Annotated in this window: 24 protein-coding genes; 14 read left to right on the top strand and 10 right to left on the bottom strand. The window is 59.8% G+C overall.

Going from position 1 to position 25,726, the window contains the following annotated elements:
• The first annotated feature begins 13 nt into the window (after positions 1-13).
• Positions 14-793, top strand: a complete 780-nt coding sequence (locus GR212_RS06685) for an SDR family oxidoreductase (RefSeq protein WP_163985669.1) — start codon at positions 14-16, stop codon at positions 791-793.
• Positions 794-822: 29 nt separating this feature from the next.
• On the opposite strand, the gene GR212_RS06680 is transcribed toward GR212_RS06685, so the two are convergent.
• Together GR212_RS06680 and GR212_RS37505 are read right to left on the bottom strand one after the other, a co-directional pair.
• Complete coding sequence (locus tag GR212_RS06680; RefSeq protein WP_163985668.1) at positions 823-1,827, bottom strand: ABC transporter transmembrane domain-containing protein; 1,005 nt, start codon at positions 1,825-1,827, stop codon at positions 823-825.
• Positions 1,824-1,946: a hypothetical protein gene (locus tag GR212_RS37505; protein ID WP_281411020.1), complete on the bottom strand. Its 123-nt coding sequence runs from the start codon at positions 1,944-1,946 to the stop codon at positions 1,824-1,826. Before GR212_RS37505 ends, GR212_RS06680 begins: the two co-directional genes overlap by 4 nt.
• A gap of 258 nt (positions 1,947-2,204) precedes the next feature.
• Here GR212_RS37505 and GR212_RS06675 point away from each other — a divergent pair, with 258 nt between their 5' ends.
• The gene (locus tag GR212_RS06675) at positions 2,205-3,197 is read left to right on the top strand and encodes a zinc-dependent alcohol dehydrogenase family protein (RefSeq protein WP_163985745.1); all 993 of its coding nucleotides are present in this window, start codon (positions 2,205-2,207) and stop codon (positions 3,195-3,197) included.
• Between the two features lie 32 nt (positions 3,198-3,229).
• On the opposite strand, the gene mgtA is transcribed toward GR212_RS06675, so the two are convergent.
• The gene (mgtA, locus tag GR212_RS06670; RefSeq protein ID WP_163985667.1) at positions 3,230-5,752 is read right to left on the bottom strand and encodes a magnesium-translocating P-type ATPase; all 2,523 of its coding nucleotides are present in this window, start codon (positions 5,750-5,752) and stop codon (positions 3,230-3,232) included.
• Positions 5,753-6,016: 264 nt separating this feature from the next.
• Positions 6,017-6,937, bottom strand: a complete 921-nt coding sequence (locus GR212_RS06665; RefSeq protein WP_163985666.1) for a LysR family transcriptional regulator — start codon at positions 6,935-6,937, stop codon at positions 6,017-6,019.
• A gap of 101 nt (positions 6,938-7,038) precedes the next feature.
• Between GR212_RS06665 and GR212_RS06660 the strand changes: the two genes are divergently transcribed.
• From GR212_RS06660 to GR212_RS06625, 8 genes are all read left to right on the top strand, one after another.
• Entirely contained in the window at positions 7,039-7,833 is a 795-nt protein-coding gene (locus tag GR212_RS06660; RefSeq protein ID WP_163985665.1) for an alpha/beta fold hydrolase, read from the top strand.
• A 225-nt stretch (positions 7,834-8,058) separates the two neighbouring features.
• Complete coding sequence (locus GR212_RS06655; protein WP_163985664.1) at positions 8,059-9,384, top strand: LLM class flavin-dependent oxidoreductase; 1,326 nt, start codon at positions 8,059-8,061, stop codon at positions 9,382-9,384.
• Between the two features lie 161 nt (positions 9,385-9,545).
• Positions 9,546-10,406 carry an ectoine/hydroxyectoine ABC transporter substrate-binding protein EhuB gene (gene ehuB / locus GR212_RS06650; RefSeq protein WP_163985663.1) on the top strand — a complete coding sequence of 287 codons (861 nt, stop codon included), beginning with the start codon at positions 9,546-9,548 and terminating at the stop codon, positions 10,404-10,406.
• A gap of 41 nt (positions 10,407-10,447) precedes the next feature.
• Positions 10,448-11,122, top strand: a complete 675-nt coding sequence (locus tag GR212_RS06645) for an amino acid ABC transporter permease (RefSeq protein ID WP_348643449.1) — start codon at positions 10,448-10,450, stop codon at positions 11,120-11,122.
• Positions 11,123-11,162: 40 nt separating this feature from the next.
• On the top strand, positions 11,163-11,855 hold the full coding sequence (gene ehuD / locus GR212_RS06640; protein ID WP_163985661.1) for an ectoine/hydroxyectoine ABC transporter permease subunit EhuD: 693 nt from the start codon (positions 11,163-11,165) through the stop codon (positions 11,853-11,855).
• A complete protein-coding gene (locus GR212_RS06635; protein WP_163985660.1) occupies positions 11,848-12,627 on the top strand; it encodes an amino acid ABC transporter ATP-binding protein in 780 nt (259 codons plus the stop codon). Before ehuD ends, GR212_RS06635 begins: the two co-directional genes overlap by 8 nt.
• 390 nt (positions 12,628-13,017) lie before the next feature.
• Positions 13,018-13,923, top strand: coding sequence for a LysR substrate-binding domain-containing protein (locus GR212_RS06630; RefSeq protein ID WP_163985659.1), 906 nt, complete (start codon positions 13,018-13,020; stop codon positions 13,921-13,923).
• Between the two features lie 267 nt (positions 13,924-14,190).
• Positions 14,191-14,745, top strand: coding sequence for an OsmC family protein (locus tag GR212_RS06625; RefSeq protein ID WP_163985658.1), 555 nt, complete (start codon positions 14,191-14,193; stop codon positions 14,743-14,745).
• 201 nt (positions 14,746-14,946) lie between these two features.
• On the opposite strand, the gene cysE is transcribed toward GR212_RS06625, so the two are convergent.
• Complete coding sequence (cysE, locus tag GR212_RS06620; RefSeq protein WP_163985657.1) at positions 14,947-15,795, bottom strand: serine O-acetyltransferase; 849 nt, start codon at positions 15,793-15,795, stop codon at positions 14,947-14,949.
• Positions 15,796-16,046: 251 nt separating this feature from the next.
• On the opposite strand from cysE, the gene GR212_RS06615 reads away from it, so the two are divergent.
• Together GR212_RS06615 and GR212_RS06610 are read left to right on the top strand one after the other, a co-directional pair.
• Complete coding sequence (locus GR212_RS06615; protein WP_246725696.1) at positions 16,047-17,546, top strand: FAD/NAD(P)-binding protein; 1,500 nt, start codon at positions 16,047-16,049, stop codon at positions 17,544-17,546.
• A gap of 119 nt (positions 17,547-17,665) precedes the next feature.
• Positions 17,666-18,346: a GntR family transcriptional regulator gene (locus GR212_RS06610; RefSeq protein ID WP_163985656.1), complete on the top strand. Its 681-nt coding sequence runs from the start codon at positions 17,666-17,668 to the stop codon at positions 18,344-18,346.
• A gap of 13 nt (positions 18,347-18,359) precedes the next feature.
• Here the strand turns inward: GR212_RS06610 and GR212_RS06605 are convergent, their stop codons facing one another.
• Genes GR212_RS06605 through GR212_RS06585 form a run of 5 tightly spaced genes read right to left on the bottom strand, consistent with a single transcriptional unit; the run spans position 18,360 to position 23,384 of the window.
• Complete coding sequence (locus GR212_RS06605) at positions 18,360-18,896, bottom strand: chromate transporter (RefSeq protein ID WP_204326282.1); 537 nt, start codon at positions 18,894-18,896, stop codon at positions 18,360-18,362.
• Positions 18,883-19,470 (bottom strand): chromate transporter, encoded by a 588-nt coding sequence (locus GR212_RS06600; protein ID WP_163985655.1) that lies wholly within the window; start codon positions 19,468-19,470, stop codon positions 18,883-18,885. The genes GR212_RS06605 and GR212_RS06600 overlap by 14 nt, the downstream gene beginning before the upstream one ends.
• Positions 19,467-21,203, bottom strand: coding sequence for an ABC transporter permease subunit (locus GR212_RS06595; RefSeq protein WP_163985654.1), 1,737 nt, complete (start codon positions 21,201-21,203; stop codon positions 19,467-19,469). Before GR212_RS06595 ends, GR212_RS06600 begins: the two co-directional genes overlap by 4 nt.
• Positions 21,200-22,309, bottom strand: a complete 1,110-nt coding sequence (locus GR212_RS06590; RefSeq protein WP_163985653.1) for an ABC transporter ATP-binding protein — start codon at positions 22,307-22,309, stop codon at positions 21,200-21,202. The genes GR212_RS06595 and GR212_RS06590 overlap by 4 nt, the downstream gene beginning before the upstream one ends.
• Before the next feature lies 1 nt (position 22,310).
• Positions 22,311-23,384: an ABC transporter substrate-binding protein gene (locus tag GR212_RS06585; RefSeq protein WP_163985652.1), complete on the bottom strand. Its 1,074-nt coding sequence runs from the start codon at positions 23,382-23,384 to the stop codon at positions 22,311-22,313.
• A 245-nt stretch (positions 23,385-23,629) separates the two neighbouring features.
• Between GR212_RS06585 and GR212_RS06580 the strand changes: the two genes are divergently transcribed.
• Positions 23,630-24,409, top strand: coding sequence for a glutaredoxin (locus GR212_RS06580; RefSeq protein ID WP_163985651.1), 780 nt, complete (start codon positions 23,630-23,632; stop codon positions 24,407-24,409).
• 203 nt (positions 24,410-24,612) lie between these two features.
• Entirely contained in the window at positions 24,613-25,689 is a 1,077-nt protein-coding gene (locus GR212_RS06575) for an ornithine cyclodeaminase family protein (protein ID WP_163985650.1), read from the top strand.
• Positions 25,690-25,726 lie beyond the last annotated feature (37 nt).

The following is a 25,726-nucleotide window of genomic DNA, read 5'->3' as shown; positions in this document are numbered from 1 at the left end:
GGGGAGCGGCAACATGTCGGGACGATTGGTTGGCAAGAGAATATTCGTGACGGGTGCCGCCCAAGGCATCGGCCTCGCGATCGCCAAGGCCTTCCTGCGCGAAGGCGCTGCACTTTTCCTGGTCGACAGGGACGCGGCGCTGCTTGCAGAGCAGGGTGAAGCGCTGAAGCAGTCCGGCGGCAAGCTCGGCTATCTGGCCGCTGACATAACCGACGCGAAAATGATCGCATCGGCCGTGGCTCAGGCAGCCGTCGAGATCGGGCCGATCAATGCGCTGGTGAATAATGCCGGCGTGAATGTCTTCTCGGAACCGCTGGAGACCAGCGACGAGGAGTGGAACCGCTGCTTCGATATCAATCTCAAGGGGGCTTGGAACTGCTGCAAGGCGGTGCTGCCCGGCATGATCGAGACGGGAGGCGGCGTGATCCTCAACATCGCCTCGACCCATGCCTTCACCATCATTCCCCACACCTTTCCCTACCCGCTTGCAAAGCACGCATTGCTCGGCATGACGAAGTCCCTCGGGCTTGAATACGCGCCGCGCAATGTCAGGGTGAATGCCCTGGCGCCAGGCTATGTCGCGACGCAGAAGGTCATCGACTACTGGAACGGCTTTCCTGACCCTGCCGCAGCCAGGGCAGAAACCATGAAGCTCCATCCCGGCGGCCGCATCGCATCCCCGGAGGAAATCGCCATGGCCGCCGTCTTCATGATTTCGGACGAGTGCCCCTTCATGAACGCCACCTGCCTGACGATCGACGGTGGCCTCAGCGTTCAGCAGCACCCGGGGTAAGGTTTGCCTCTGTGCTCGGGAGGGGCATTTCAAGCATTCGCTGTAGCGGGGACAATCTGAGCGGAATTGAATATGAGGCGGTACTTGACCTGTGTTACACGCAGATCGCGATACCAGTTGACGAGATCACCCCAGGGATCGTTTATTTTCGACAGGCCGGATACGAAAGCGACGACGGTCCCGATCTCGGTCTTCCCGGTGACCACAAAGTAACCTCCCATCGCGAAGATGCCTGCGTAACCCATCTGCGTCATCAGATTCATCATGAAATTCATTGTGAACTTGATTTTGTAGATGCTCATGTTGATCCGGAAGACATTTCCGATGCGCGACGCCTGAAGGCCATCTGTGTCAATTGCGTGCCCCATCTGGACAATGTCTTCGCTGACATTGCGCATGATGTTGATCTTCTTGCCGACGCGTCGGTTGATCGCCTCCTGCATGAACGGGACGAAGCCACTTTGAGGAAGAAAGATCGTGACGACGATGATCGTCATAAGTGGTTGCAAATAGACGAGGTAGCCGCAAACAGCCGTCAATATCCCGATCTGCAGCAAGGGCTCCGAAATACTCGTGCCGACGAAGCCACCGACGGGCTCAGCTTCGGCCAGGACGATCGAGAGCTGCACACCTTCGCTGGTCATCATGGAGCTTTCCTCTTTCAACGCTCCCGATGTCTCGAATACCTGTAGACGCAGCCACCGGATAGCCGTCTCTCCGATCCAGCTGCTGTAGACGTTGAGGACAAGTTTCACGCTTCCCTCGATCAGAGCCAAAAGCACGTATGCCAGCACCAGAAAGGCGATCGTCCGATAAGAGCCATTGTATGTCGCCGCGTTCACGATCCGTCGCTGTATCTCCAGCGGTATGGTTCCCGCCGTAAAGAGCAGGACGGACAGGATCGCGGTAGCGAGCTGGTGCCATCCCGAAGCCCGAAAAACGAAGCCATACAGCGTTCGGGGAAGTTTGATTTTCCTCGGCAACCGGCCTGACGTCGTGGCTTTTGTATCGTCAGATGTCTTTGGGAAGGTCATTGCGTCGCCGATTTCTCAAGCGCTGTCTGCCGGCCGGTATCGGCAATTGGCTTCACCCATAGAATTCCGATGATCGTGGCGATCATGACGATCAATATGACCAGCAATAGTTTTTGCAATGATATGCTCCTGAACTGCGACGCAACCTGCGCTGTTCGCGGACGTTTTCACGTTCTTGACGCGCGCGCGTTGACCGGCGTCAAAGCCGAAACATCGTTTGTGTGGGAATAGAAGGCTGGTACATTAATCCGTTCGCCGAAGTCGCTCAGTGGTGGAAAAGTTGCTTGAAACGTAGACGGCTACGGCTGCGTCGGTTCCCGGCCTTTTCTTCAGATATCGAGCTTCGAAGCGACCCTCAATTTCGATTGGCTCCGCTCATGAAAGCAATGGTTCTTCAACAAATCGGGAAGCCGTTGGTATGTGTCGAACGCGATGATCCAAGGCCAGGCCCGGGCGAACTGAGGATAAAGGTCGAAGCTTGCGCCGTCTGCCGCACCGATCTTCACGTTGTCGACGGTGATCTCCACGATCCAAAGCTTCCGCTCGTGCCGGGCCATGAGATCGTAGGTATTGTCGATGCCGTGGGCCGCGACATCGAAAGCGCCAAGCTCGGTCGCCGCGTCGGTATTCCCTGGCTTGGTCACACCTGCGGAACATGCGCTTTTTGCCAAATGCAGGCCGAGAACCTGTGTGACCGGCCGCTATTCACCGGTTATACCCGCGACGGCGGTTTCGCGACGCATGTTGTGGCCGATGCGGCTTTTGCGTTCGAACTCGATGCGGACGCCGATCCGATATCGCTCGCGCCGCTTTTGTGTGCGGGATTGATTGGCTGGCGTTCGCTCAAGAAGGCCGGCGACGGCAAGCGCATCGGTCTCTTCGGCTTCGGTGCCGCCGCGCATATCCTCGCCCAGATCTGCATCTGGCAAGGTCGTGATGTCTACGCGTTCACACGCCAAGGCGACCGGGCCGCGCAGCGGTTTGCACTGGAGCTTGGCGCGACATGGGCCGGCTCGTCGGAGGAGAACCCGCCGGTTCCGCTCGACGCAGCCATCATTTTCGCACCCGTAGGCGATCTGGTGCCGTCTGCACTGAAGGCGGTTCGCAAAGGTGGTGTGGTCGTGTGCGGCGGAATTTATATGAGCGATCTACCATCCATGCCCTATGCCATTCTTTGGGGCGAACGCGAGCTGGTTTCGGTCGCCAACTTGACGCGCGCGGACGCCGAAGAGTTTTTCCCCATCACCCGGCTGGCAGGCGTGCGGACCCACACGGCGGCCTATCCGCTGGAAAGAGCCAACGAGGCGCTCGCCGATCTCCGCGCCGGGCATCTTGTCGGTGCGGCGGTCTTGGTGCCGGAGGCAAGCTAGAGCGGCTCCGTACCACCCCCGCCGCATCGTCATCACTGGCGAAAATAGTATCGTTTCACCAGTTCGAGCGTGGCTGCGTAGATTGCCGAGATCGCAATGAGCCCCGCCATCAACGGGATCGGGAGCGGCGTGAAATCGAATATGCCGGCGACCTGCGGAAAATAGGGCAAGCCGAGGGCAATGAGGGCGATGAATACCGTCGACCACAGGAGCAGGGGACCCGGCCTGTCTTTCCAGGCAGCCATGGTTGTCCGGACGATAAGCATGGTCACCAGCTGCGTAATCAGCGATTCCACAAACCAGCCCGTGCGGAACTGGTCCGTCGTCGCATGCATGCCGAAAAGCAGAAATGCGAACGTCACAAAATCGAACAGCGAGCTGACCGGACCGAAGAAAAGCATGAAGCGCTGGATGCTGCGGATGTCCCAGCGCCTCGGGCGCAGCACCTGCTGCGGATCGACCCTGTCCGTTGCAATTGCCATGGATGGAATGTCGGCAAGGAGGTTGTTGAGCAGGATCTGTTTGGCGAGTAGCGGCAGGAACGGCAGGAATAGCGAGGCGATCGCCATGCTGATCATGTTGCCGAAGTTCGCGCTCGTCGCAATTGATATGTATTTCATGGTGTTGGCAAAGGTTCGCCGGCCGTCGTCCACACCGCGGATCAGAACGTTGAGGTCCTGCTGAAGCAATATGAGATCAGCGGCTTCGCGGGCAACATCGACCGCACCATCCACGGAGATGCCGACGTCGGCCTCGTGAAGCGCCGGGGCGTCATTTATGCCGTCGCCCATATAGCCGACCACATGGCCGGAACGGCGGAGCGCCTTTACGATCAGTTCTTTCTGATTGGGATCGATCTCGACGAACAGATCGGTTTTTGGCGCGCGGGCAAACAGGGCATCGCTGCTCATCGACGCCAATTCTTCACCGGTCAGAATCTGCTTTGTACTCAGGCCGATCGTTTCGGCCAGATGCTTGACGATGTAGCGGTTGTCGCCGGATATGATCTTGATGTCGATGCCACGATGTTTCAATCCGGCCATCGCATTCTTGATGCCTGACTTTGGAGGATCGAGAAAAAGCAGAAAGCCCTCGAGGCACAATTCGCATTCGTCATCGACGTCGTAGGACGTCCTGGCTTGAGCGAAGTGCCGGGTCGCGATCGCGATGACCCGAATGCCGTCCTCGCCCCATTTGCGATAACTTGCTTCGATCGCCGTACGCATCCGGTCATCGAGAGGCTCGGCTGCGGTGCCGGCCTTGACCGAAGTGCAGACGGAAAGGATGTTGGCAACCGCGCCCTTGCAGACCATCATCGTATCCTGGCCGGCCTTGTCGACGACGATCGATAGCCGCTTGCGCATGAAATCGTATGGAATCTCGTCCTTCTTCACGAAGTCCTTCAGACGCGCGTCGATCTCGCCGGATAGCAGTATGGCATCATCCAGCGGGTTTTTGAGGCCGGTTTGCAATGAGGCATTGAGGGCGGCGAGCAGATGGACCTCGTCCGAATGTATGCCGTTGGGATCGACGCAATCGTCGAGCTTTATGACGCCTTCCGTCAGCGTGCCGGTCTTGTCCGTGCACAGCAGGTTCATGCTTCCGAGATTTTCAATGGCGTCGAGCCGGCGAATGATGACGCCGCCGCTTGCCATGCCCCGCGCGCCGCGGGCGAGCGTCACGCTGATGATCGCCGGCAGCAGCTCCGGGGTCAGGCCGACGGCCAGTGCCAGAGAAAACAGCAATGAATCAATCAAGGGCCGATGCAGCAGCAGGTTGGCGACCAAGACCGCAATGACGATCATCAACATGATCCGGGTCATCAAATAGCCGAAACGACGTATGCCCCGCGAAAAATCCGTTTCGGGCGTCTGTTTCGCGATTGCGCCGGCGATGGCCGCGTACTCGGTGCGTCCACCCGTGTCGACCGCAACAACGGTTGCCGTGCCGCTGCGAACCGAGGTGCCGGTAAAGACACAGTTGGATCTGGCGGCGATCTGGGCATCGGGCGGGCAGATGCCGGCCATCTTGCTCACCGGGAAAGTCTCGCCTGTAAGGGCGGCCTCGCTGACGCTCAGGTCGCGTGATGAAAGGATTACGCCATCGGCCGGCACGAGACTGCCTGCCGCCAGCCTGATGATGTCGCCCGGGACGATGGTGCTCGCCGGGACGAGGGATTCCATCCCGTTCCTCAGGACCGTTGCGGACAGCGAAATGCTTTGCTTCAGTGCCAGCAGCGCCTTCGTCGCCCCGTATTCCTGGGAAAAGCCGAGCAGGCAGCTCGCGAGCACGATGGCGCTTATGATGATGGCATCGTGTATTTCCCCGACCAGCGACGATACCGTTGCAGCAAAGATTAGAATGAGAACGAGGGGGCTCAGAAATTGCCGTATCAGAATGTGAAGGGCATTCGTATGTTTGGGAGCGCCGATCGTATTCGGACCATGGCTCCCCAATCGGGAAGCTGCCTCTTCCGCCGAAAGACCTGTCGGTCGTGATTCAAGATCGCGGAGCAGAATGTCTTCGGCCTTTGACCAGTAGGCTGAGGCCGGCATCGTCGTATCCCGGGTTGCTGAATCCTGATTTTTAAGCGGAGCGTTCATGTCATTTAACCCTTCAAGAGCAGCCGACACTAGCGGGCGTATGCTCCTGCTTCATTGACACCGGTCAAGAGCCACGATTTGCCGCCATCACCCTATTGCAGCTCGGGCTACGGGCATGGCGCGTAACGCCGCCAGGTAAAACCTGGTCCTGAGTGTCTCTCTCCATTCAACGGAAAGCATCGCGCCATCAGGCCGCGGGATCAGACGGTGAATGCGTCACAGGGTTGAGTGGATCTCCGTTGCTCGGAAAATCGGCGCTTCTCGCTGGATATAATCCCAGAGCCGATTGGAGACCGGCCCCTGTGGCTGGTCGCGGCGGCGAGCCGCGACCAATTCCTCAGTTCTGCCCGGTAGATGGCGGCCGGCAATCGATTGCAGGCGTCCGTCGCCTAGCTCTTCCTCGATCAGGAAGCGGGGCATGTGCCCCCATCCGAGGCCTTGCAGGATGATTTCCTTCTTCATGCCTTGATCGGCCACCATGCATTGCGGCGCGCCTTCGATCATGAAGTAATCCCGTTGCACCGAATGGCGAGCCGTGTCCCGCATCACGCACTGGGTGAGCGTGTACATTTCATTCGGGGTGATGGGCTGTTTGATGCCCTCCGGCAAAAATCCCGGCGCCACGACAGGAATGAACGGCACCTCGCACAGGTCCACCCATTCCACCCGCGCGTCGCTCTTGTCGACCCAATGGAGAATGAGATCGGCTTCACCATCAACAAGCCGCTCCCATGGGCCGCCGACCGCTTCGAAGTGCAAATGCAGACGCGTGCCGGGGCATTGCGCGAAGAAACGCCCCAACATACCCAGCGCCTGTGGGCGCGGGCACAGATCGCCGATCACCACATGGATTTCGCTTTCCTCGCCCATTGACAGCTGGGTGGCGTGGACACGCAGGTTTTCCAACTCGCGCAACAGCGATTGGGCTCGGCGATGAAATGATAGCCCTGCCTCGGTAGCGCGCACGCGATACCCGCTGCGATCCAGAAGAACAAGGTCCAGCTGCCGCTCCAGCTTGGCGATCGCGGCGAAAACCGCCGGGTGCGAGCGATGCAGCATGGCCGCTGCGGGCTGAAAGCCCCCGGATCGGACGACGGCATCGAAGCATTGCAGATCGTGTAGCGTGAACTCGGCCATGTCGGATTTTTCTACAGAGTTTGTCCTATCTTTGTAATATCACTAACGGCAACCCGAAGCTACGTTCCCTCATCGCTACTTCAAAAGGAACGTCTTCCCCCATGAGTGAATTGAATTTCGTAACCATCGGTGATGGCACCGTTATCGCCTATCGTTTTGACGGGGACGTCGGCAAGCCGGTGCTGGTGCTGTCGAATTCCATCGCCACCACATTGCGGATGTGGGATGGCCAGATCGACGAGTTGTCCAAGCATTTCCGCGTGCTGCGCTATGACTTTCGTGGTCATGGCGGATCAAGCACACCGGCCGGCGCCTATTCGCTGGCGCGGCTTGGCCGCGACGTCATCGAGATGCTCGATGCGCTCGGCATCGAGCGCGCCCACTTCCTCGGCCTGTCGCTGGGCGGCATGGTCGGCCAGTGGCTTGGGGTCTGCGCACCTGAGCGCATAAACCGTCTTATCCTCGCCAACACCTCGTCCAATCTCAGCCCGGCAAGCTATATCGACGAGCGCATCGTCGCGACGCTTCGAGCGCCGGACATGGCGGAGAATGCGGAGGCCTTCCTGGCCAACTGGTTTCCCGCTGACATGGTCGCGGCCAATGGGCCCGTCATCGAGGAATTTCGCGCCATGTTGCTGGGTATCGACCGGCAAGGTCTGGCGGGCCTTTTTGCAGCGGTCCGCGATTTCGATTTTCGCCGCATCGTGACGCTGGTCTCGCCGCCGACCCTGGTGATCGCCGGACGCTACGACACGGTAACGGCCCTCAGCCATAGCGAACACATCGCCGCATCCATACAAGGAGCAAAGCTGGTCGTGCTGCCGGCGGTGCATTTGTCAAACGTCGAATACCCGTCCGAGTTCATCGCAAACGTGCTCGATTTTCTTCGGCAATAGACCACGCAGTACAGCGTGGCCGCGCTTCGGTAGGCCGTTTCGGCACGCAAACCTCGCGGCCACGCTCCCGTGGACGTCCCCCCAAGGCATGATGAGCGTGCCTCATCTTATGCTGACGATTTCGAATTTGCCGATCCAGGCGCAAGAAAATAATTGTCTACCAGTTCACTAGACAAAAGCTGCGGAATCGACCGCCGCGTCGTAGCGAAAAGGGCCTGGATTGATATGGGTGCTCCCCGGAAACTGGTGCTTGGTGCATTTCTCCAGACACCGTCCCAGCATACTGCGGGCTGGCGGCACCCGAGAGCCGATGCTGAAGCCAGTTTGGACATTGACGCGCAGATTGCATTTGCGCGCACGGCGGAACGGGGTCTGTTTCACGCGATCTTTATCGCAGACACTTTGCCGTTTCCGATGGTACTCGATCCCGAAGTCCTCAGCTTCAGCTCTCGCGTGGTCGACTTCGAGCCCATGACGTTGCTGTCGGCACTTTCGGTCGCGACGAAACACATAGGCCTGGTTGCGACGCTATCGACCACCTATTTTGAACCCTATGCCGTAGCCCGCCAGTTCGCGTCGCTCGACCACCTTAGCAAAGGAAGGGCGGGTTGGAACGTCGTGACATCTTCGAACGGCGCCGAGGCATTGAACCACAGCCGCGATCGTCATCCCGAGCATTCGCGGCGATACGAGCAGGCAATCGAATTTGTCGATATCGTGAAAGGCCTATGGGACAGCTGGGACGACGACGCCTTCGTTTTCGACAAGGCCTCCGGCAGGTTTTTTCTGCCTGCGCATCTGAACGTCCTCAACCATGTAAGTGAAAGATATAGAGTGCGGGGGCCTCTACCCGTGGCGCGTCCGCCGCAGGGCTATCCGGTCATCGTGCAGGCCGGCTCCTCCGATGCGGGCCGCGCGGCGGCCGCGGGTTTTGCGGACGTCGTCTTTACAGCGCAATCGGATCTTGCCGGCGCGGTCGATTTCTACACGGACATGAAGTCGCGCGCCGCTGCCGTCGGACGCAATCCAGATCATCTTCTGATCCTGCCGGGCGTTACCCCCGTTGTCGCCCCGACGCGCGCCGAAGCTGAGAAAAAATACAGAGAGCTTCAGGAACTCATCCATCCCGTCGCCGGGATGGCCATGCTGTCGGCTGCGGCCGGCACCGATCTTTCTGGATTTTCACCGGAAGACCGGCTCCCGCCGCTGCCGGAAACCAACGGCGACAAGACCCGGCAGGCGCTGCTGGTGGAGCATGCCCAGAAGACGGGCAAAAGCATCCGGGAGCTCTACCGATGGCTGGCCTCCGGCTACAACACCGTCGTCGGGACACCGGCGGACATCGCAGACCAGTTTGAAGAATGGCTCGACAGCCGGGCCGCGGACGGCTTCAACGTTCGCTTTTCCTCGCTTCCCAACGATCTCGACGACTTCGTCGAACTTGTCATTCCCGAGCTTCAGCGGCGCGGCCTGTTCCACAGGGCTTATGAGGGCACGACGCTTCGCGAAAGCCTCGGCCTCCCTCGGCCGCAGAGCCGATATGAAAGCTGAATCCTCTTGAAAGGGTGCGTGAGCGCCGGGTGCGCCGGCCACGAAGCGACGTCGCCCGATATGGCGGCCGTCCTGGCGATTTCCCACCGCCGCCGACCACGGGCGAGCCGGCCGGATGGTGATGCATAGATAGCAAAGTCAACGAAGGAAGAGAGAGACCGATGATAAGGAAGCTGTTCGCACTGGGCGCATGCGTTGCATGGACATTGGGAGCTTTAACGACGTTGGCTTCGGCCGATACAACGCTTCAGAGAATCGCAAACGGAGATGTCGTCAAAGTCGGATTTGCCAACGAAAAGCCCTATAGCTTCAAGCTGCCGGACGGATCGCTCGCCGGGCTTGACTACGAGCTTGCCCGGGCGGTTTTTGCAAAGCTTGGCGCCGGCGGGGTCGAGGGAGTTGCAGTTCAGTTCGGATCGCTCATACCCGGGCTGAAGGCGGAGCACTTCGATGTTATTGCCGCCGGCCTGTTCATCCGCCCGGCAAGATGCGCGGAAATTGCTTTCGCCGAGCCTCATATTAAAATCGCGGATGCCTTTCTCGTTCAGAAAGGCAATCCAAAGAATATTCATAGCCTGGATGATGTCGTGAAGAATCCCGATATCAAGATCGCCACGCTTCAAGGCTCCGCTTCCATCAAGACATACGAGCAGCTCGGCATACCGGACAGCCAGCTTTCGATCTTCCAGGATTTCTCCGAGGACCTTTTCGCCCTCAAGTCAGGCCGCGTCGATATCATCGGAAGCACCATTTTTGCCGCGAACGAAATCGTCCAGGGAGACGGCGGCAAAACCTTGGAGCGCGCAACACCCTTTCTCCAGCCCATAATCGACGGCCAGCCGTCGGTGAACTATCTCGGTTTCGGCTTCCGGAAGGAGGATGCGGATCTCGTTCAGAAATTCAACGAGGCGCTCGCGGATTTTCGGAAGGATGCGGGATATCGGCAAATTCTCGCCAAATACTCCGTGACGGAGGCCGATGTTCCTCCGCGAGACGTAAAGCTTTCGGATCTATGCAAGTGATCCGATCCATCGCCGCGTCCGAAGCGTAGTTGCCGGGAACCATGTTCATGCTCGACCTCCTTCCGTGGTTGCCACTTCTTCTTCAAGGGTTGTTGCGGACAATTCTATTGTTCGCAATAACGGCCGTGCTTGGTAGTGCCCTCGGCCTATTCATAGGTTTGGGGCGGCTGGCGCGGCAACGAACCTGGCGTCGGATCTCGGGTCTATATGTAGAAATATTTCGCGGAGTGCCGCTTTATATCAATCTGTTCTGGCTCTATTTCGTCTTCCCGAGCTTCGGTTTGAGCCTGAGCCTTTGGCAGGCTGCGATTTTTGGATGCACCCTGACGCACGCCGCTTATTTCGCGGAATATGTGCGGGCGGCTGTGCTTGCCGTTCCGTCCGGCCAGCATGATGCGGCGCGGTCTCTCGGCCTGTCGCGGTGGCAGCGTTTCCGGCATGTCATTCTTCCACAGGCCGTCGTTGCGCTTCTTCCGGTGATAGGCAGCGAACTGGTGATGTTGCTGAAGGGCACGGCAATAGCCTCCCTGATCGGCTTTTCGGAACTGACCGGCGAGGCGCACTCCGTCATCGTCAGCACCTATCAATCCGTTCCGGTGCTGCTGGTTGTTTTGTGCGTCTACTATGTCGCAGCGAAGGCTGTCGTCGTTTCGATCGCGCTGTTGGAGCGACATAACGATCCCTGGACGCTTCGTCGGGAAAGGCTTCTCGCATGATCGGAAACGCGCCGAAATCTCCTCGCGGACCGGGGAAGCCATGAGTACGACCTCCCTGTTTCGCCTTGATGTTGCCATCGCGGACCTGCCGTATTTATTGTTGGCTGCGTTAAGAACTGTTCCGATCGCTCTGGCGGCATTTGGGGTTGCCCTTGTCCTCGGCGCTATTCTACTCATGGCCCGGCGCAGCCGTTTGGTGCTCATTTCCTATCCGGCATTTGTTTTTTTTGATTTCATTCGCTCGACGCCGCTGCTTCTGCAGACATACTTCTTCTTCTTCGTATTGCCCGAATTCGATATACGGCTGACAGCCATCGAAACCGGAATCGTCGCCCTCGGGCTTCACTATGCCTGCCATGTATCGGAAGTATATCGCGCCGGCATCGAAACCGTACCTGCCGGACAGTGGGATACCGTGCGGGCTCTCGGTTTCTCACGCTTCGATAGCCTCACGCGACTGATCGTGCCGCAGATCTTACCCTACCTTCTTCCCGCGCTGGGAAATCTGCTTGTCTCCATTTTCAAGGAGACCCCGATCCTCGCCGCTATCGCCGTGGCCGACACGATGTTCGTTGCCATGCAGCGCGCGGCGGAATCGTTTCGATACATCGAGCCGATCACCGTTGCAGGTCTTATCTTCCTCATGATCAGTATTTGCGGATCCGCTGTCGTCAGGCTGGTCGCCAACTTTGCCCAGGATAAATGGTTCAAGCAGGGGTATGCCGATGTCTGAAGCGGCGCCCCCACTTATAAGAATTGCCCGCGTTTCGAAGAGGTTCGGTTCGGTTGCTGTTCTCAACGACCTTGATCTCGAGGTCCGGCCGTTCGAGAACCTTTCGCTTATCGGCCCCAGCGGCGCCGGAAAATCGATGGTATTGCGTATCCTGATGACGCTGGAAAAGATCGACGAAGGTTCGGTGACCATCGATGGACTCAATCTTTGGGGCGATGGCGGTGTCGGTCGCGCCAGCGTGCCGGCATCCGCGAACGACATCAAGGCGGTCCGGCGCCGCGTCGGCATGGTCTTCCAAAGTCTCAACCTCTTTCCTCACATGTCAGCACTTCGCAATGTCGCCGAAGCGCCAGTGCGGGTCCTGAAGTTGCCGAAGGAAGAAGCTTATGCGCGGGCGGCGGAGCTTCTCGACAGGGTGGGGCTGGGGGCTAAACAGGGCAGCTATCCCACGGAGTTGTCCGGCGGGCAGCAACAACGCGTTGCCATCGCCAGAGCCCTGGCCATGCGCCCAAAGATCCTGCTGTTCGATGAAGTGACGTCTGCGCTCGATCCTGAAACGGTGGGCGAGGTGCTAGGGGTCATTCGTGAAGTGGCGCGGGGACATTCTCTGACGACAATCAGCGTGACCCACCAATTGAAGCTCGCCGGAGAGATATCCGATCGAATTTGCTTTCTGGAGAGCGGCAGGATTGTAGAGGAAGGGCCGCCGGATCAGATATTGTATGCTCCCGTCAATGGCAGGACGCGTGCCTTCGTGGAGGCCCTGCTCTAGCATTGAAAGACCAGCGCTCCGGTGTCCCCTAAACTATCATGCGGGCGAGCCTTGAGGCGACATGATACGGTTGGAAACGGCTGCAGTCTTTCTCGCTATCCGGAATGCCGGGGAGTGTTGTTCAGGACTTGACGACAGTTCACGACGCATGGCGCATTGCACCTTGCTTCGCGTCGAAAAAGATCAGGGATGAAGGGCGTTCAGCGTGACGCGTGCGGCATATTCCGCTTGCTGCCAAAAATCGGTTTTCAAACGGAGGGATTGTCCTCTGTAATCTTCGAAAATTGCTGCTCAATTTATTTGTCCACTATTTTTATAGATTTCTATATGGACGAGTTTGTCGAAGTTAACAAAATCGAATTCCTCATCAGAGGATGAAGAGGATTCATCATGAAGCTAAATCAAATGCCACCGATGGCCGCAGTCAGGGCATTCGAAGCCGTGGCGCGGCATGCGAGCTTCAAGGCAGCGGCCGGCGAGCTGATGGTGACACCCACTGCCATCAGCCACCAGGTCCGGCAGCTGGAAGAGTTCCTGGGCGTGCGGGTGCTTAATCGGTCTCCGCGACTGGTCGAATTGACTGCCGCTGGAAAGGTATTGTTCGACGCGGCCACCATCGGTCTCGGCGAAATAACGCGAGCGGCGGCGGAAATCCGTTACCCTGGGCCGACAAAGGCGTTGACGCTGTCGTCAACAATCAGCTTTCTGAGCCAGTGGCTGGTGCCGCGTCTTGCCGAGATACAACGGATTATTCCCGATGTGACGCTGCGATTGCATGCGTCCGACGGCATGGTCGATCTCGATGGGGGAGTCGTCGACGTTGCGGTTCGATACGGCAGGGGGCCTTATCCCGGGTTCGACAGCACCAGGCTGGTACAGGACGTATTTACAGTTGTGTGCAGCCCAAAACTCGGCGTTTCCGGTGTCGACGATCTGATACGTTGTCGTTTCATACATGTGGACGGGCAGACGGTCCCGTACCCGTCTCCCGATTGGGCGCGATGGTGCCACCATGCGGGCGTCGCCGGTTTGGATTTGTCTGCCGGACTTCGCTTCACGAGCAGTTTGCACGCAGTTCAAGCCGCCATCGCAGGCCAAGGCGTGGCGATTGTCAGCCGCGTGCTCGTTGTTGATGCGCTCTCCGCAGGTATTCTGGTCGAGCCGCTGGCGACGGTGTTGCCTGGCGAAGCGTATCATTTCGTAACGGGCAGAGCGGTTGAGCGTTCAGCGGAGGTCTCCACTCTGAGGGAATGGCTGAAAACGAGCCTGATGACGCCAGGTTCGCCGATCTTTTGAGAGGAAACTCAACCGACCTTCGCGGAGCTGCTGTCGAAGACCTGGCATGACGCGACCCGTGGCCGGCACGAAGCATATTTCGGATGACACGGCGGTATTTCACACGCGGCGAAGGTAGGCGGCGCGGCGGCATTGTCGTGCCTTCTATAAAGTCTATAATTTTTATAGACTACTTTGGACTTTGGTGGATATAAGTGTGCGGCACATTCGTTGTGGTCCCGGTTAGGCCGGGAGGCGTTGAACTGATGATTGAAGGGCAAAGCGGCAATGGCAACCTTGAATGAATACCTCGCGCAGAAGCGCGCAGCTCTGCTGAACCGGCGTGCACGCGTAAAGTCGGGAGAGTTGAGCGCGGCTACGCTAAAGGCCAGCGCGACCGCCGAAGGGCGCAGCGGCGTGCGCCGCATCAGAATTCGGGATTTTCAGGTTATTTCAGACAGCCCGCCCGACTTCGCCGGCTACAATCTGGGTCCATCGTCCCCCGAATTGCTGCTGGGCGCGCTTTCGAGCTGTTTGACGCATACCTACCTGATCCATGCTTCCGACCAAGGCGTGCCGCTGGAATCTCTCCAAGCCGAAGTCTCCGCCACGATCGATCCGCGCGCAGGTGCGGAAGGACATGAAGACGTGCCGGTCTACCCCCAGGACATCACCTACCTGGTTACGCTGGTATCGCCCGCGAGCGCCGATGACATCGCGCGGCTGCAGGCGACGGTGGAGAAACTCTGCCCAATCCTCAATCTCCTGAAACGTGGTAACGAGGTGCGCGGGCAAGTCGATCATCAGCAGCCCGGCCGTCAGGAAGCGGGTGCCGGATCGTGATGGGCTCCCATGCCCTGATGGTGAAAGGATAGCCGTGTCCGGGAACCAACGACCACCGCGTTGATGATGGATGCTTCAAGGCCTTCGCCGGCCCGGAAGTCATCGCCCTGAAAGCCGCGCCCTCGCGAGTTTTTTTGCCGGCAGATTGGCCGGGGATTTCGAGCGCTTGACCGTCCGATCGCGTAGGCCGAGATCGGACGGTCAGATGATATATTCCGGTTCCGACAAGGTCTGATCCATGGTGATCCCCGGAAGATTGGAGTGCCGCCTTCCGATCGGCTTAGCCGGAATGCCGACTACCGAGGTGTATGGGGCGACGGCATCGACAACGACGCTGCCTGCCCCGACCTTGGCACCGATGCCGATCTCGATATTGCCGAGGATTTTCGCTCCGGCTCCGATGAGCGCGCCGCGGCGCACCTTCGGGTGACGATCGCCGGTTTCCTTGCCTGTCCCGCCCAAGGTGACGTTCTGCAATATCGACACGTCGTCTTCGACGACTGCCGTTTCACCGATGACCAGGCCGCTTCCGTGGTCGAGCATGATGCTCTTGCCCATCTTTGCGGCGGGATGGATATCGACGCCGAAAACTTCCGAAATCCGGCTCTGGACATGACGCGCCAGGTGGACTCGATCGTGATGCCAAAGCCAGTGCGCGACACGCTGGCCCTGCAGTGCCACAAAGCCCTTGAAGTATAGGAACGGTGTCAGAATTTCCGTGTTCGAGGGATCCCGGTCCTTGATTGCGATCAGGTCCGCGGCGGCGTCGGACACGATACTCTCATCGTTGATGAATGCCTGCGCGATCACGGACATCAGCTCGTCATGGTCCAGGTCGTGATTTGCCAGTTTCAGGGCAATTCTCTGTGCCAGGGCCTGGGCGAAACTCGCATGATACAGCACCGCGGAATTCAAGGCGCGATTGAGAACCGCATCATTTGCGGAGGCGTCGGCCGCCTCGGCGCAAAGAGCTCTCCATATTGTGGCGACCTGCGAGGAGCGCGTTGGCTCGGCCGATAGATTGCCCCGGCCGACAAGCAGACCCGTCATGAGCTTCCCTTTCCTCGGCACGCCATGTCGCAACGTAGAGGCATGGACGTTTGCATCCGTCGTCACGGATATTTTATACGGGCGCGGCGCGAAGCCGATTTCATATTCCGCTCTTTTTACCGGTGGAGAGGGAATTTATTTCTACGTTCCCGGCCGACCATGGATTTCGACGTTGATGCGTTGGCAGCGGCATCCCGCAGGGGATGTCGTCCTTTTCGCGCAAACGGAGGCGAGAAACGACTTTCACAAGAATGGCGCTTGCTGCGAGAGGATTAATTTCTATAATTTTAGTGTGGATCCGTCCAATCGATGGGTCAAAGCGGGCCGGCCTGGTCCGATGCAGAAGGAGCCGACACATGACTCTTCTCTCACCGCGTTTTTCAAGTTCGCAAAGCGAAGATATCGACCATCTTGCAAAGATTGCGATTATCGGAAGAGGCTTCACCGGCATCATGACGGCAATCGCCCTTTTCAAGGGCATCGAATGTCCGTTCCATCTGGTGATGTTCGATCCGAGGCCAAAGATAGATATTGGCGAGGCCGTCAATCAATCGTCCGCGACCGTCTTGACCAGTCGCGTTCGCGACCTCTCCATCGATCCGGCGGTGCGGAACGATTTTCGGCAATGGCTTGAAAAAGATGACGCCTGGCGTCATCGGCTGGGGTCTGATTTCGTCGACATCGAAGACTCGTTCGTCCCCGGCGAGACCTTCCGCACCTATGTATATGGTCGCTTTTCCGAAGCCTTGACGAAGCGGCCCGACGTTGTCGTCCAGTTCTTATCGGAGAGCGTGACCGCGATCGATCGGCATCCCCAGGCGGGTCTTTCGATCGCTTTTGGCGCCGGACAGCGAAAGCGTTTCGATGCCGTTTTCCTGGCGAGCGGATATGGCTTGCGCGACAGCTCCGACGAAGCGGCGACGCCGAACGCGGCGCGAACCGCCGTGGTCATTGGCGGCGGCGTTCAGGCCGTCGACAAAGCATTGATATTGCTTTCGGAGGGGAAGGTTTCCCATGTCAGCCTGATTTCGGAATCGGGTTTTCTGCCTCAATCTCACGCCAACGCCGCAGTCGGAGCCGTCTTTACGGATCAACCGATACCTCGAACCCTGCGCGGTGCATTCCGCTTTCTGCGTCAGGCGGCAATGCGGGCTGATGCGCAAGGTCTCGGATGGCAAGGCATCATGAACGGATTTCGCTCGAATGCGCGTGATCTGTGGGAGGGGCTGACGCCGCAGGAGCGGGGGCGGTTCAAACGTCACGTCCAGGCCGTTTACGAAAGCCACCGCAACCGGCTGCCGCCCGAGCATTATCGGCGATTGCATCATGCGATAGAAACCGGGGCGATCACGGTCAGGAAAGCAAAGGTGGATCGCATAGCAACAAACGGCGTGCTGCTTTCAACGCCAGCCGGATTCGAAGTGCTTGGTTCGGATATGACCATCGACTGCCGCTTTCGGCCGTCCGGCGCCGACAACCCGCTTGTTCGGTCCATCGTCAGCGACGGTTTGGCGAAGAGCGATGAGCTCGGTATCGGGATCGTCGTGGACGAATGTGGGCAGACCAGCAATGCACGGAGTTCCTGCCGAGGGCTGTTCGCCATGGGGCCGCTTGGCCTGGGCAGCATTCCCGATATCGATCTGGTTCCTCAGATTGTCTTGCAAAGTCATGCGGCCGCGGCGTCACTCAATGGCTGGCTTGGCGAGGCTGCTCGGGAAGCGGTCGGAAAAACGAGCACAGTTCCGGGCTGAGCGCAGGATCCTCGACGTGTCGGCTGCCGCATGGCTGACATTCGTGCCGTGGCGCTATCGGCTTGATGCGGTCGGGCAAACACCGTATCTCGATTGTCATGGCAGCCGGAAAAGAAGTGATGGATAAATTGACGACGCCTTCAGCAGGGCGAGATGGACGTGATGCGGATCGAGCTTTCGAGGCTATTCTCGCGGAGATCATCTCCGGCGTTCTGCCCGCCGGCATCAAGCTGAACGAGCCGGACCTGTCGCGCCGCCATGGCGTCAAGCGGGGCCCGCTCCGGGAAGCCATCCGGCGGCTGCAGGGCCGCAATCTTATCAGCTACACACCGAATCTCGGCGCGCGGATCGTCACGCATTCCGCCAACGATATCCTGCAGATGTATGAGGTCCGCGAGGCGCTGGAGAGCATGGCCGCGCGGTTGTGCGCCGAGCATCTGAGCGACCTGGAGATCGCCGAGCTGCGGGCTGCCGCGAGAGAGGGGCCATTTCCGGAGGGATTGCGGCCACGGGAACTGGAGGATCACAAGAGCTTCCACCAGCAGATTGTGGCGCGCTGCGGCAATGCGATGATCGCCAGGGTGCTCGATGAGAGCTTCTACCAGCTTTTGCGCCTGTGGCGCAGCAACCACCCATGGCTTCGCCATAGTGACGAGCACAGCCGTACCGATCACATGCGCATCGCCGAGGCGATCTTCTATCGGGATGGCGACAGCGCCGAGCTGCTGATGCGCAACCATATCCGCCGCCTGCGGCTGATCCTGGCCGACCGGGTCCGCAAGGGCGGTTTCGGAAGCTGACAAATCGCCCGAGTCAGAAGAAAAATCTGTAGAGCACTATAAAGACGGCCGCGCCGATCGCCAGCAGGGGAATCGGGCCGGAGCGCGTCCTCGACGAGAGGACTGCGGTCAATATCGCGACCAGCCAGGCAATGTATTGTCCGACCGCGTGCTGCAGCAGAGCCGCCGTGCTGCTGATGATCAGCCCGGCGGCGATGGGCGCAAGGCCGATCGCGACGGCTCTGGTCCAGATGGCGGAACGATGCGCGTGCCATAGCCTGGCGACGCTGTAGGTCAGGACGCTGGAAGGCAGGAAGATCGCCAGCGATGCCGCGATCGCGCCGGCAACGCCCGCGACATGCCAGCCGATGAGGGTGACGATGAGCGTCGCCGGCCCAGGTGCGACGCGTGACAAAGCGAAGATCTCGTTGAAGCCCTCGACCGTGAACCAGCCATGCTCGACGCTCAGCCGCTGAAGGTCGCCGACGATGCTCAGGCCGCCGCCGATCGTCATCAACGATAGCGGCGCCAGTTTCATCAGCAGCAGAAGAACGGAATCATCTTTGTTCACGGCGGAGCTTCCAATAGGCCAAGCCGATATTGAGCGGCCCCAGCAGGCAGACGATGAAGACCAGCGGCACCTGCGCAAGGCTGGCAACGATCGTTGCGGCGAAGACCAGCAGCGAGAGAATATCGGCCAGCGCGTGACGCGCGGCACGAATGCCCATGTTGAGCGAGAAACCGAGTGCCGCGGCGGCAACGCCGGCGAGCAATTGCGTCACCAGCGGTATGCCGCTGATGCGATGGATGAAGGCGCTTGCCGCAACAATGATGATGGCCGGCGGCAGGATCGAGCCAAACACGGCGACGATGGCGCCGATCGTGCCGCGCAGGCTGTAGCCCAGCCAGAGGCTGAGATTGACGACATTGACGCCCGGCAGCGTCTGCGCCAGCGCCAGTCCTTCGAGGAAATCCGCCTCCGCCACCCATTGCTTGGCCACCACGAATTCGACGCGGATCATCGCGCTGACGGCACCGCCGAAGCTGGAGACGCTGATCTTGGCACAGGAGGAGAACAGCTGCCAAAGGGTCGGCGGCGAAGTCGGCGCGGCGGCAGCGGCCGGGGGATATGCCTTTTCTGTCATTTGGCCTCGATCGGGTTCCGTCCGGCGATGAGCCGCATCGCCGTCAGGGCAATGATGCTCAGAACGACGATAATCAGAGCCATGGCTGCCGCAAGCTCGATTGCGCCGGTTTCTACATAATCCAGCACTTGCGTGGACATGACCTCGGTTCCCGGCTGCGAGAGGATCGCCGACATGGAAAGCTCGCGCAACGCGACCGCAAAGACAAGCAGGGCGGCAGACCACGCGCTGGTCTTGAGAAGCGGCAGGCTGATGTGCAGCATGGTGACGCCCCAGCTTGCGCCGACCACACGCGCGGCTTCTTCGAGTTCCACCGAAAGCTGCTTGAAGGCCGAACGGAAGAACACGAAGGCGACCGGCAGGTTCTTGGCGACATAGGCAATGCCGATGATCGTGAACGTGCCATAGAGGAGGTTGATGTAGCCCAGCATGATGGCGACGGCGAAGGCGACGGCCGGAAATCCGTAAGTGACCATGATTACGACGCTCACCACGCCCCGGCCGATGATGGTCGAGCGCTCGACGAACCAGGCGCAGACGAGGCCGATGGTGACGCAGGCAAAGGACGTCGCGGACGCCAGGAGAAAGCTGTGCGAGATTGTTGGAAATGTCGATCGGCTGGGATTGGCGATCATTTCGAAGTTGCGGAAGGTCATGTTCGCCCAGGTCAGCGGCAAGCCGAAGGCCTTCAGCAGGGCAAGCGCGACGAGCGCCAGCAGCGGCAGCAGCGCCGTTACGAAAATGACGGCGAGACAGAGGAGAAAGGCCGGCCAGCGGGCGCGGCCAAGCCGCTCGGGTGCCGCCGCGCCAAGCTTGCCGGAGATCGTCCGATAGCGATTGGCGCCGGTCAGCCTGCGCTGCAGGGCGAGACAGAGAAGCGTGACGAGCACGATCGGCAGGGAGGCCGCCGCCGCCAGCTCGAGATGCGGCGGAAAGGATAGCATGGCGTAGATCTTCGTGGTGAGCACAGAGAAATTCGCCATGGTGCCGATCGCCATCGGCGCACCGAAGGACGAAATGGAGTCCAGCAGGACGAGCATGGTGCCGGAGACGATTGCGGGAGTGACGAGCGGCAGCGTGATCGATGCCATCACGCGGAACCGTCCCGCGCCCAGCACCCGGGCGGCCTGCTCCTGGCTGGGATCGATATTGGCGAGCGCCGTCGAGACCGCGAAGAAGATCAGCGGAAAGAGATGGGACGCCTCGACGAACACCAGCCCGCCGAAGCTGACGATATCGAGCAGCGGCCCATCGATGCCGAGAAACTGCCGGGCGGCCTTGTTGAGATAACCCGAATTCGGCGAGGCGAGGAAGATCCATGCAATCACGGTGACGAAGGATGGAATGACGAAGGCAAGCGCCACACCGACGCGGACGAACGCCTTGCAGGGCATGTCGGTTCGCGTCACCAGCCACGCCATGGGCAGAGCGATGATGTTCGCCCCCAGGCAGACCAGCAGAGCGAGGCTGATCGTATTGAGGCAGGCCTTCGCCATGCCCGGCTGACTGAAAGCGGTGAACAGGGTTTTAATGGAAAAAGAGCCGTCCTTGTCCGTCAGGCCGAATTTCACAAGCAGGCCGATGGGATAGACGATCAGCGCGCAGAGCAGGATGGCGACAGCAAGCATTATCGCCAGCTTGACCGGCTCGTTGCCCCAGCTGCGGATCGTCCTGATCGCTTTCAGACTGATCATCCTCGATGGCATGCGTTCCAGGCTCGAAACCAAGGTCACGGGACCGCCCATATTGCTTCGGGATTGGCGGTTACGGCAACCCGGCTGCCACGCGCGGCGATAAGGCGGTTGCGGCTTCTGGCGCGAATGCGGCCACCGGGGATATGAAGGGTCGTCTCGTAGCAATCGCCGAGGAATGTGACGTCCTGCAGCGTTGCGGCAAAACCGTCTCCGTGCGCCGCCAACGTCAGGTCTTCCGGCCTTAGCACGACGGCGGCGCGATCGCCGATCCTGCCCGTCATAACGAAGTCGCGGTCTGCCTGGGCCAGGAACGTGCCGCAATGCTCCGTCTCGATGCGGAGGCGACATGCGCTCTCGTCCCTGGCGACGATGCGGCCTTCCAGAAGATTGGCGGCACCGACGAAGGAGGCGACGAAGCGCGAGCGCGGCTGACGATAGATGTCTTCGGGGCTGGCAAACTGCTCGATCCGCCCGGCGTTCATGACCGCGATCCGGTCGGCAAGGGCCAGAGCCTCCTGCTGATCGTGCGTCACGTAAAGCATGGTTATTCCCTTTTCCGAATGCAGTCGCTGCAGCTCGCCCCGAAGCTCTTCCCGCAGCCCGGCATCGAGGTTGGACAGCGGCTCGTCGAAGAGGAGCAGATTCGGCTGCATGACGACGGCGCGCGCCAAGGCGACGCGTTGCTGCTGGCCACCGCTCAAGTCCGCGGGGAAGCGGTCGGCATGGGTATCAAGCTGCACCAGTTCCAATACCTGACGCACCCTGTCCCTTACCGTGTTGCGATCATGGCCGGCGATCTTCAGGCCGAAGGCGATGTTGTCGTGGACCGATTTATGCGGCCATACGGCATAGCTCTGAAACACCATGCCGAGCTGCCGGCGCTCGGTCGGAGCCGAGGTGCCGTTGCCCGCCGTCAATCTGCCCTCGATACGGATCTCGCCTTCGTCGGGGTCGATGAACCCCGCGACCATGCGCAATGTCGTCGTCTTGCCGCAGCCGCTTGGGCCGAGCAGGACGACGCATTCGCCGGCATTGACCGCGAGATCGATGCCGTTGACCACGGATCTGCCACCCAATCGCTTGCCGAGCCTGCTGAGGAGCAGGCTCGGATGGGTGGCTTGCGCTTCTCTTGCTGCCAACGCCATGTCATTCGCGTCCGAAGGTTTTGGCAAATCGCTTGAGGAATGTGTCGGCGGCCGCGTCATCGGACAATTCGTCGAGGTCGACATTGAAGGGCTTGAAGCTGACGAGCTGGGGAAGGCCGGCAACCGATTTTGACTCCGAGTTTGTCGGCCAGTATTTGCCGGCATCGGCCTGGATCGCCTGTCCTTCGGCGCTGGTGAGGACCTCCAGCAGAAGCCTCGCCGCTGCGGGATGCGGTGCGCCCGTCAGGATGCCGCTCGGCTGCTCCGTCACCAGCGTTCCGTCATTGAGGCCGTAGAAATCGACCGTCTGGCCCTTTTCCTTCGAAACGATTACGTTGAAGGAGGAAATGGTCGGCGTTACGGACCGCTCGCCGGAAGCCAGTGCGCGCACGACCTCGGCATTGCCACGCACGAAGAGGACGTTCTGTTTCGCGAGCTTTTCGAGATAGGGCCAGTCGATCTTGCCGGCCTGCAACATGGCCAGGAAGAAGGTGCGGTTGTTGCCGGCCGTGGCCGGATCGGCCAGGACGATCTTTCCCTTCCACTTCGGATCGAGGAAATCCGCGAAACTCTTTGGCAGGTCGTTCTTGTCGGTGATGGCGCTGCTGCTGTAGGCGGCCGGCAGCAGGTAAACGCCGGACGAATAATAGGCGCCGTCCTTGTCGGCATAGTCGCCGAGCTTGTCGAAAGAGCTGACCTTATAGGGCTGATAACGCCCTTCCTTCTTCCATTGAACGGCCACATAGGGCTGCGTCATGGTCACGACGTCGGCGCGCACGACACCGGCGGCCTTCTCTGCTTCCACCTGGGTAATGAGTTCCGGGGCCTTCTTCCCGACAATCGTCAGCTGGATGTCGGGGAAGTTCTGGCTCCAGAGTTCGTTCAACCGCTCTGCCTCTTCGGTACGGGCGGCGGTGTAGTAGACCACCTCCGTTTCGTTCTTCGATTTCGCCTCCTTGTACAGCTGCGCGAAGATCGGCTCGTTCAGCTTCCGGTCCTCTGCATGGGCGGGTGCGAAGGCGAGGGCGGAGAAAAGGACGCCCGAAAGCGTGGCGGCGAGAGCGGTAAGTTTCATGGCAAAGGATCCCTGAAAAGCGATGAGGCATTCATCAATTTATAGTCTACTTAGTCAATAGAGATTATTTCCAAATATCTCACGATCGTTGACACATTTTTCTATTTAGAGGTTTTCAGGCCGCCATATGTGGCGATGTCCCGCTCTTCTCCATCAAATGTGTTGACACTTTTTGTGGTGAAGCCTATCTCACGGGCATCCATCGGCGAGCGTTTCGTCGTACTAGCAAAACTGGAGCCCTGCACATGGTGTCAGAAAACACGATACTGAAAGAGCGGCCGGAGATTTCGGTCTATTGGAAGCCCGGATGCTCGAGCTGCCTGAAGACGAAGGAATATGTTGAGGAGCTCGGATACGAATTCGAATCCGTCAATGTGCTTGAGGACGAAGGCGCCATGGAGGAAATCCTGGCATCGGGTCTGCGGAGCATCCCGGCCGTCCGTCTCGGAACCAGATTCGTCTACTCGCAGAACCTCGATGACGTCGCAAATCTTCTCGGCGTTTCGCGCGATCACAAACGTCTCGGCAACGACGAGCTCTTCGCTCGCTGGGATCTTATCCTTGCGAAGGCGCGCAGGATCGTCGACAAATTCGATGAAGAGCATCTGCGCGAACGCGTCATCCCCGTGCGTGACCGGTCCATCAGGGAGCTTGCCGTCCATATCGGTCAGATCGTCCACGCCTTCGTCCGCCAGATGGAAGACGGGCTGATCGAGATCAAGCCGGTGCATGCCTACGTCGATCCGGCGATCGTCACCAAGGCCGACATCATCGCCCATCTCGAAAAGACGCATGGCGAGCTGCAGGCCTGGAAGGCAAAGGGCGGCCATCTTGCCATTCCCGAGCGTCTCAAGACCTACTACGGAGACCAGCCGTCCAGCCAGGTGGTGGAGCGCGGTGTCTGGCATTGCACGCAGCACTCCCGCCAGCTCGACATCATCGCCGCCGGCCGTCTCGGCGCAGAGCTGGAAATCGGGCCGGAGCTCTATGCCGGTCTTCCGCTGCCCAAGCGTCTTTGGGTCTGAATAGGCGGCGGCCTGAAAGCGAACAGGAGAGGCACGGCGAGCGTCGTGCCTCCGCGCAACGGCAAAGAGCGTAAAAGGCACGTCATCACCGATCTAGCCGGGAATGACGAGAGAGATGTTTGCGCACTTGCCGGCCCGGCACTCTGAGGCGTTCCATCCGTACTCCGCTTTGATCTCCCGAAGCCTATTCACCGGAGTTGTGCATGCTTTACCTCTCGAACGCGGACGTCGATGCGCTGCTTGATATGAAGGCATGCATCGAAAGCTTCGAGCTTGCCTATCGTGCGGCCTTCGAGGGAACGGCGGTCAACGGCCGGCGCTCGGACATGATCACGGCGACGCAGCGGGAGGACGGCGGCGTTTATTCCCTGAAGATGGTCGGCGGCATTGTGCCGGCCAGCGGCATCGGCGCGGTGCGGATCAATTCCGATATCCTCAGCTTCCCCTCGGCGGGCGGACGGACCCGCAAGGTGAAGGTGCCGGCGGCACCGGGCGACCGCTGGGTCGGCCTGATCCTGCTGTTCAGCACCGTGACCGGGGAGCCGCTGGCCATTCTGCCGGACGGCGTGCTGCAGCGCATGCGCGTTGGCGCCTCCAGCGGGCTTGCGCTTCGCCATATGGCCCGCGGGGACGCCTCGCGGCTTGCCATCCTTGGTTCCGGCTGGCAGGCCCATGCCCAGGCCATGGCGGCCGCCGCGGTCCGGCCCCTGTCGGAGATACGCATCTTCAGCCCCAATCCCGACAATGCACGGGCCTTCGCTGCCGCCCTCGAAGGACGGTTGAACATTCCGGCCAGAGCCTTCGTCGCGCCGGAAGAGGCGGTGCGGACGGCGGATATCGTGCTCTGCGCCACCAACAGCCTGCAGGCGGTTTTCCAGGCAAGCTGGGTGGAGCCCGGAATGCATATCGGCTCCATCCGCGATGGGGAGATCGCTCCGGAGGCTCTATTGAAAGCCGGCAGGATCATCGTCCACGATCCCGGCAATATGGGTAGCGACCACCTTGTCGTCGCCAAGGGGCTGACCCACAAAGAAGGCAGCAAGCAGATCAATTCCGATCCAAGGCTGGCGAAGATCGCGGCTGCCCCATCGCTTGCCGAACTGGTGGCAGGTGCGGCGTCGGGCCGGCAATCGGCTGACGAGATCACCTGCTTCCTGAATTTCCACGGCCTCGGCTATCAGTTTGCCGCCGCCGGAGCGGTGCTTCTCGACAGGGCGCGGCAAGCCGGACTGGGCCATCGACTGCCGTCGGAATGGTTCACGCAGGATGTGCATTCCTGACTGGCCCATCCCGCTTTTCCTCGTTTCAATCTGGAAG

Source organism: Martinezella lusitana (assembly GCF_010668395.1).
Taxonomy (GTDB): domain Bacteria; phylum Pseudomonadota; class Alphaproteobacteria; order Rhizobiales; family Rhizobiaceae; genus Rhizobium; species Rhizobium lusitanum_A.
Note: the sequence above shows the minus strand (reverse complement) of the source record. Positions and strands in the feature narration are given on the sequence as shown.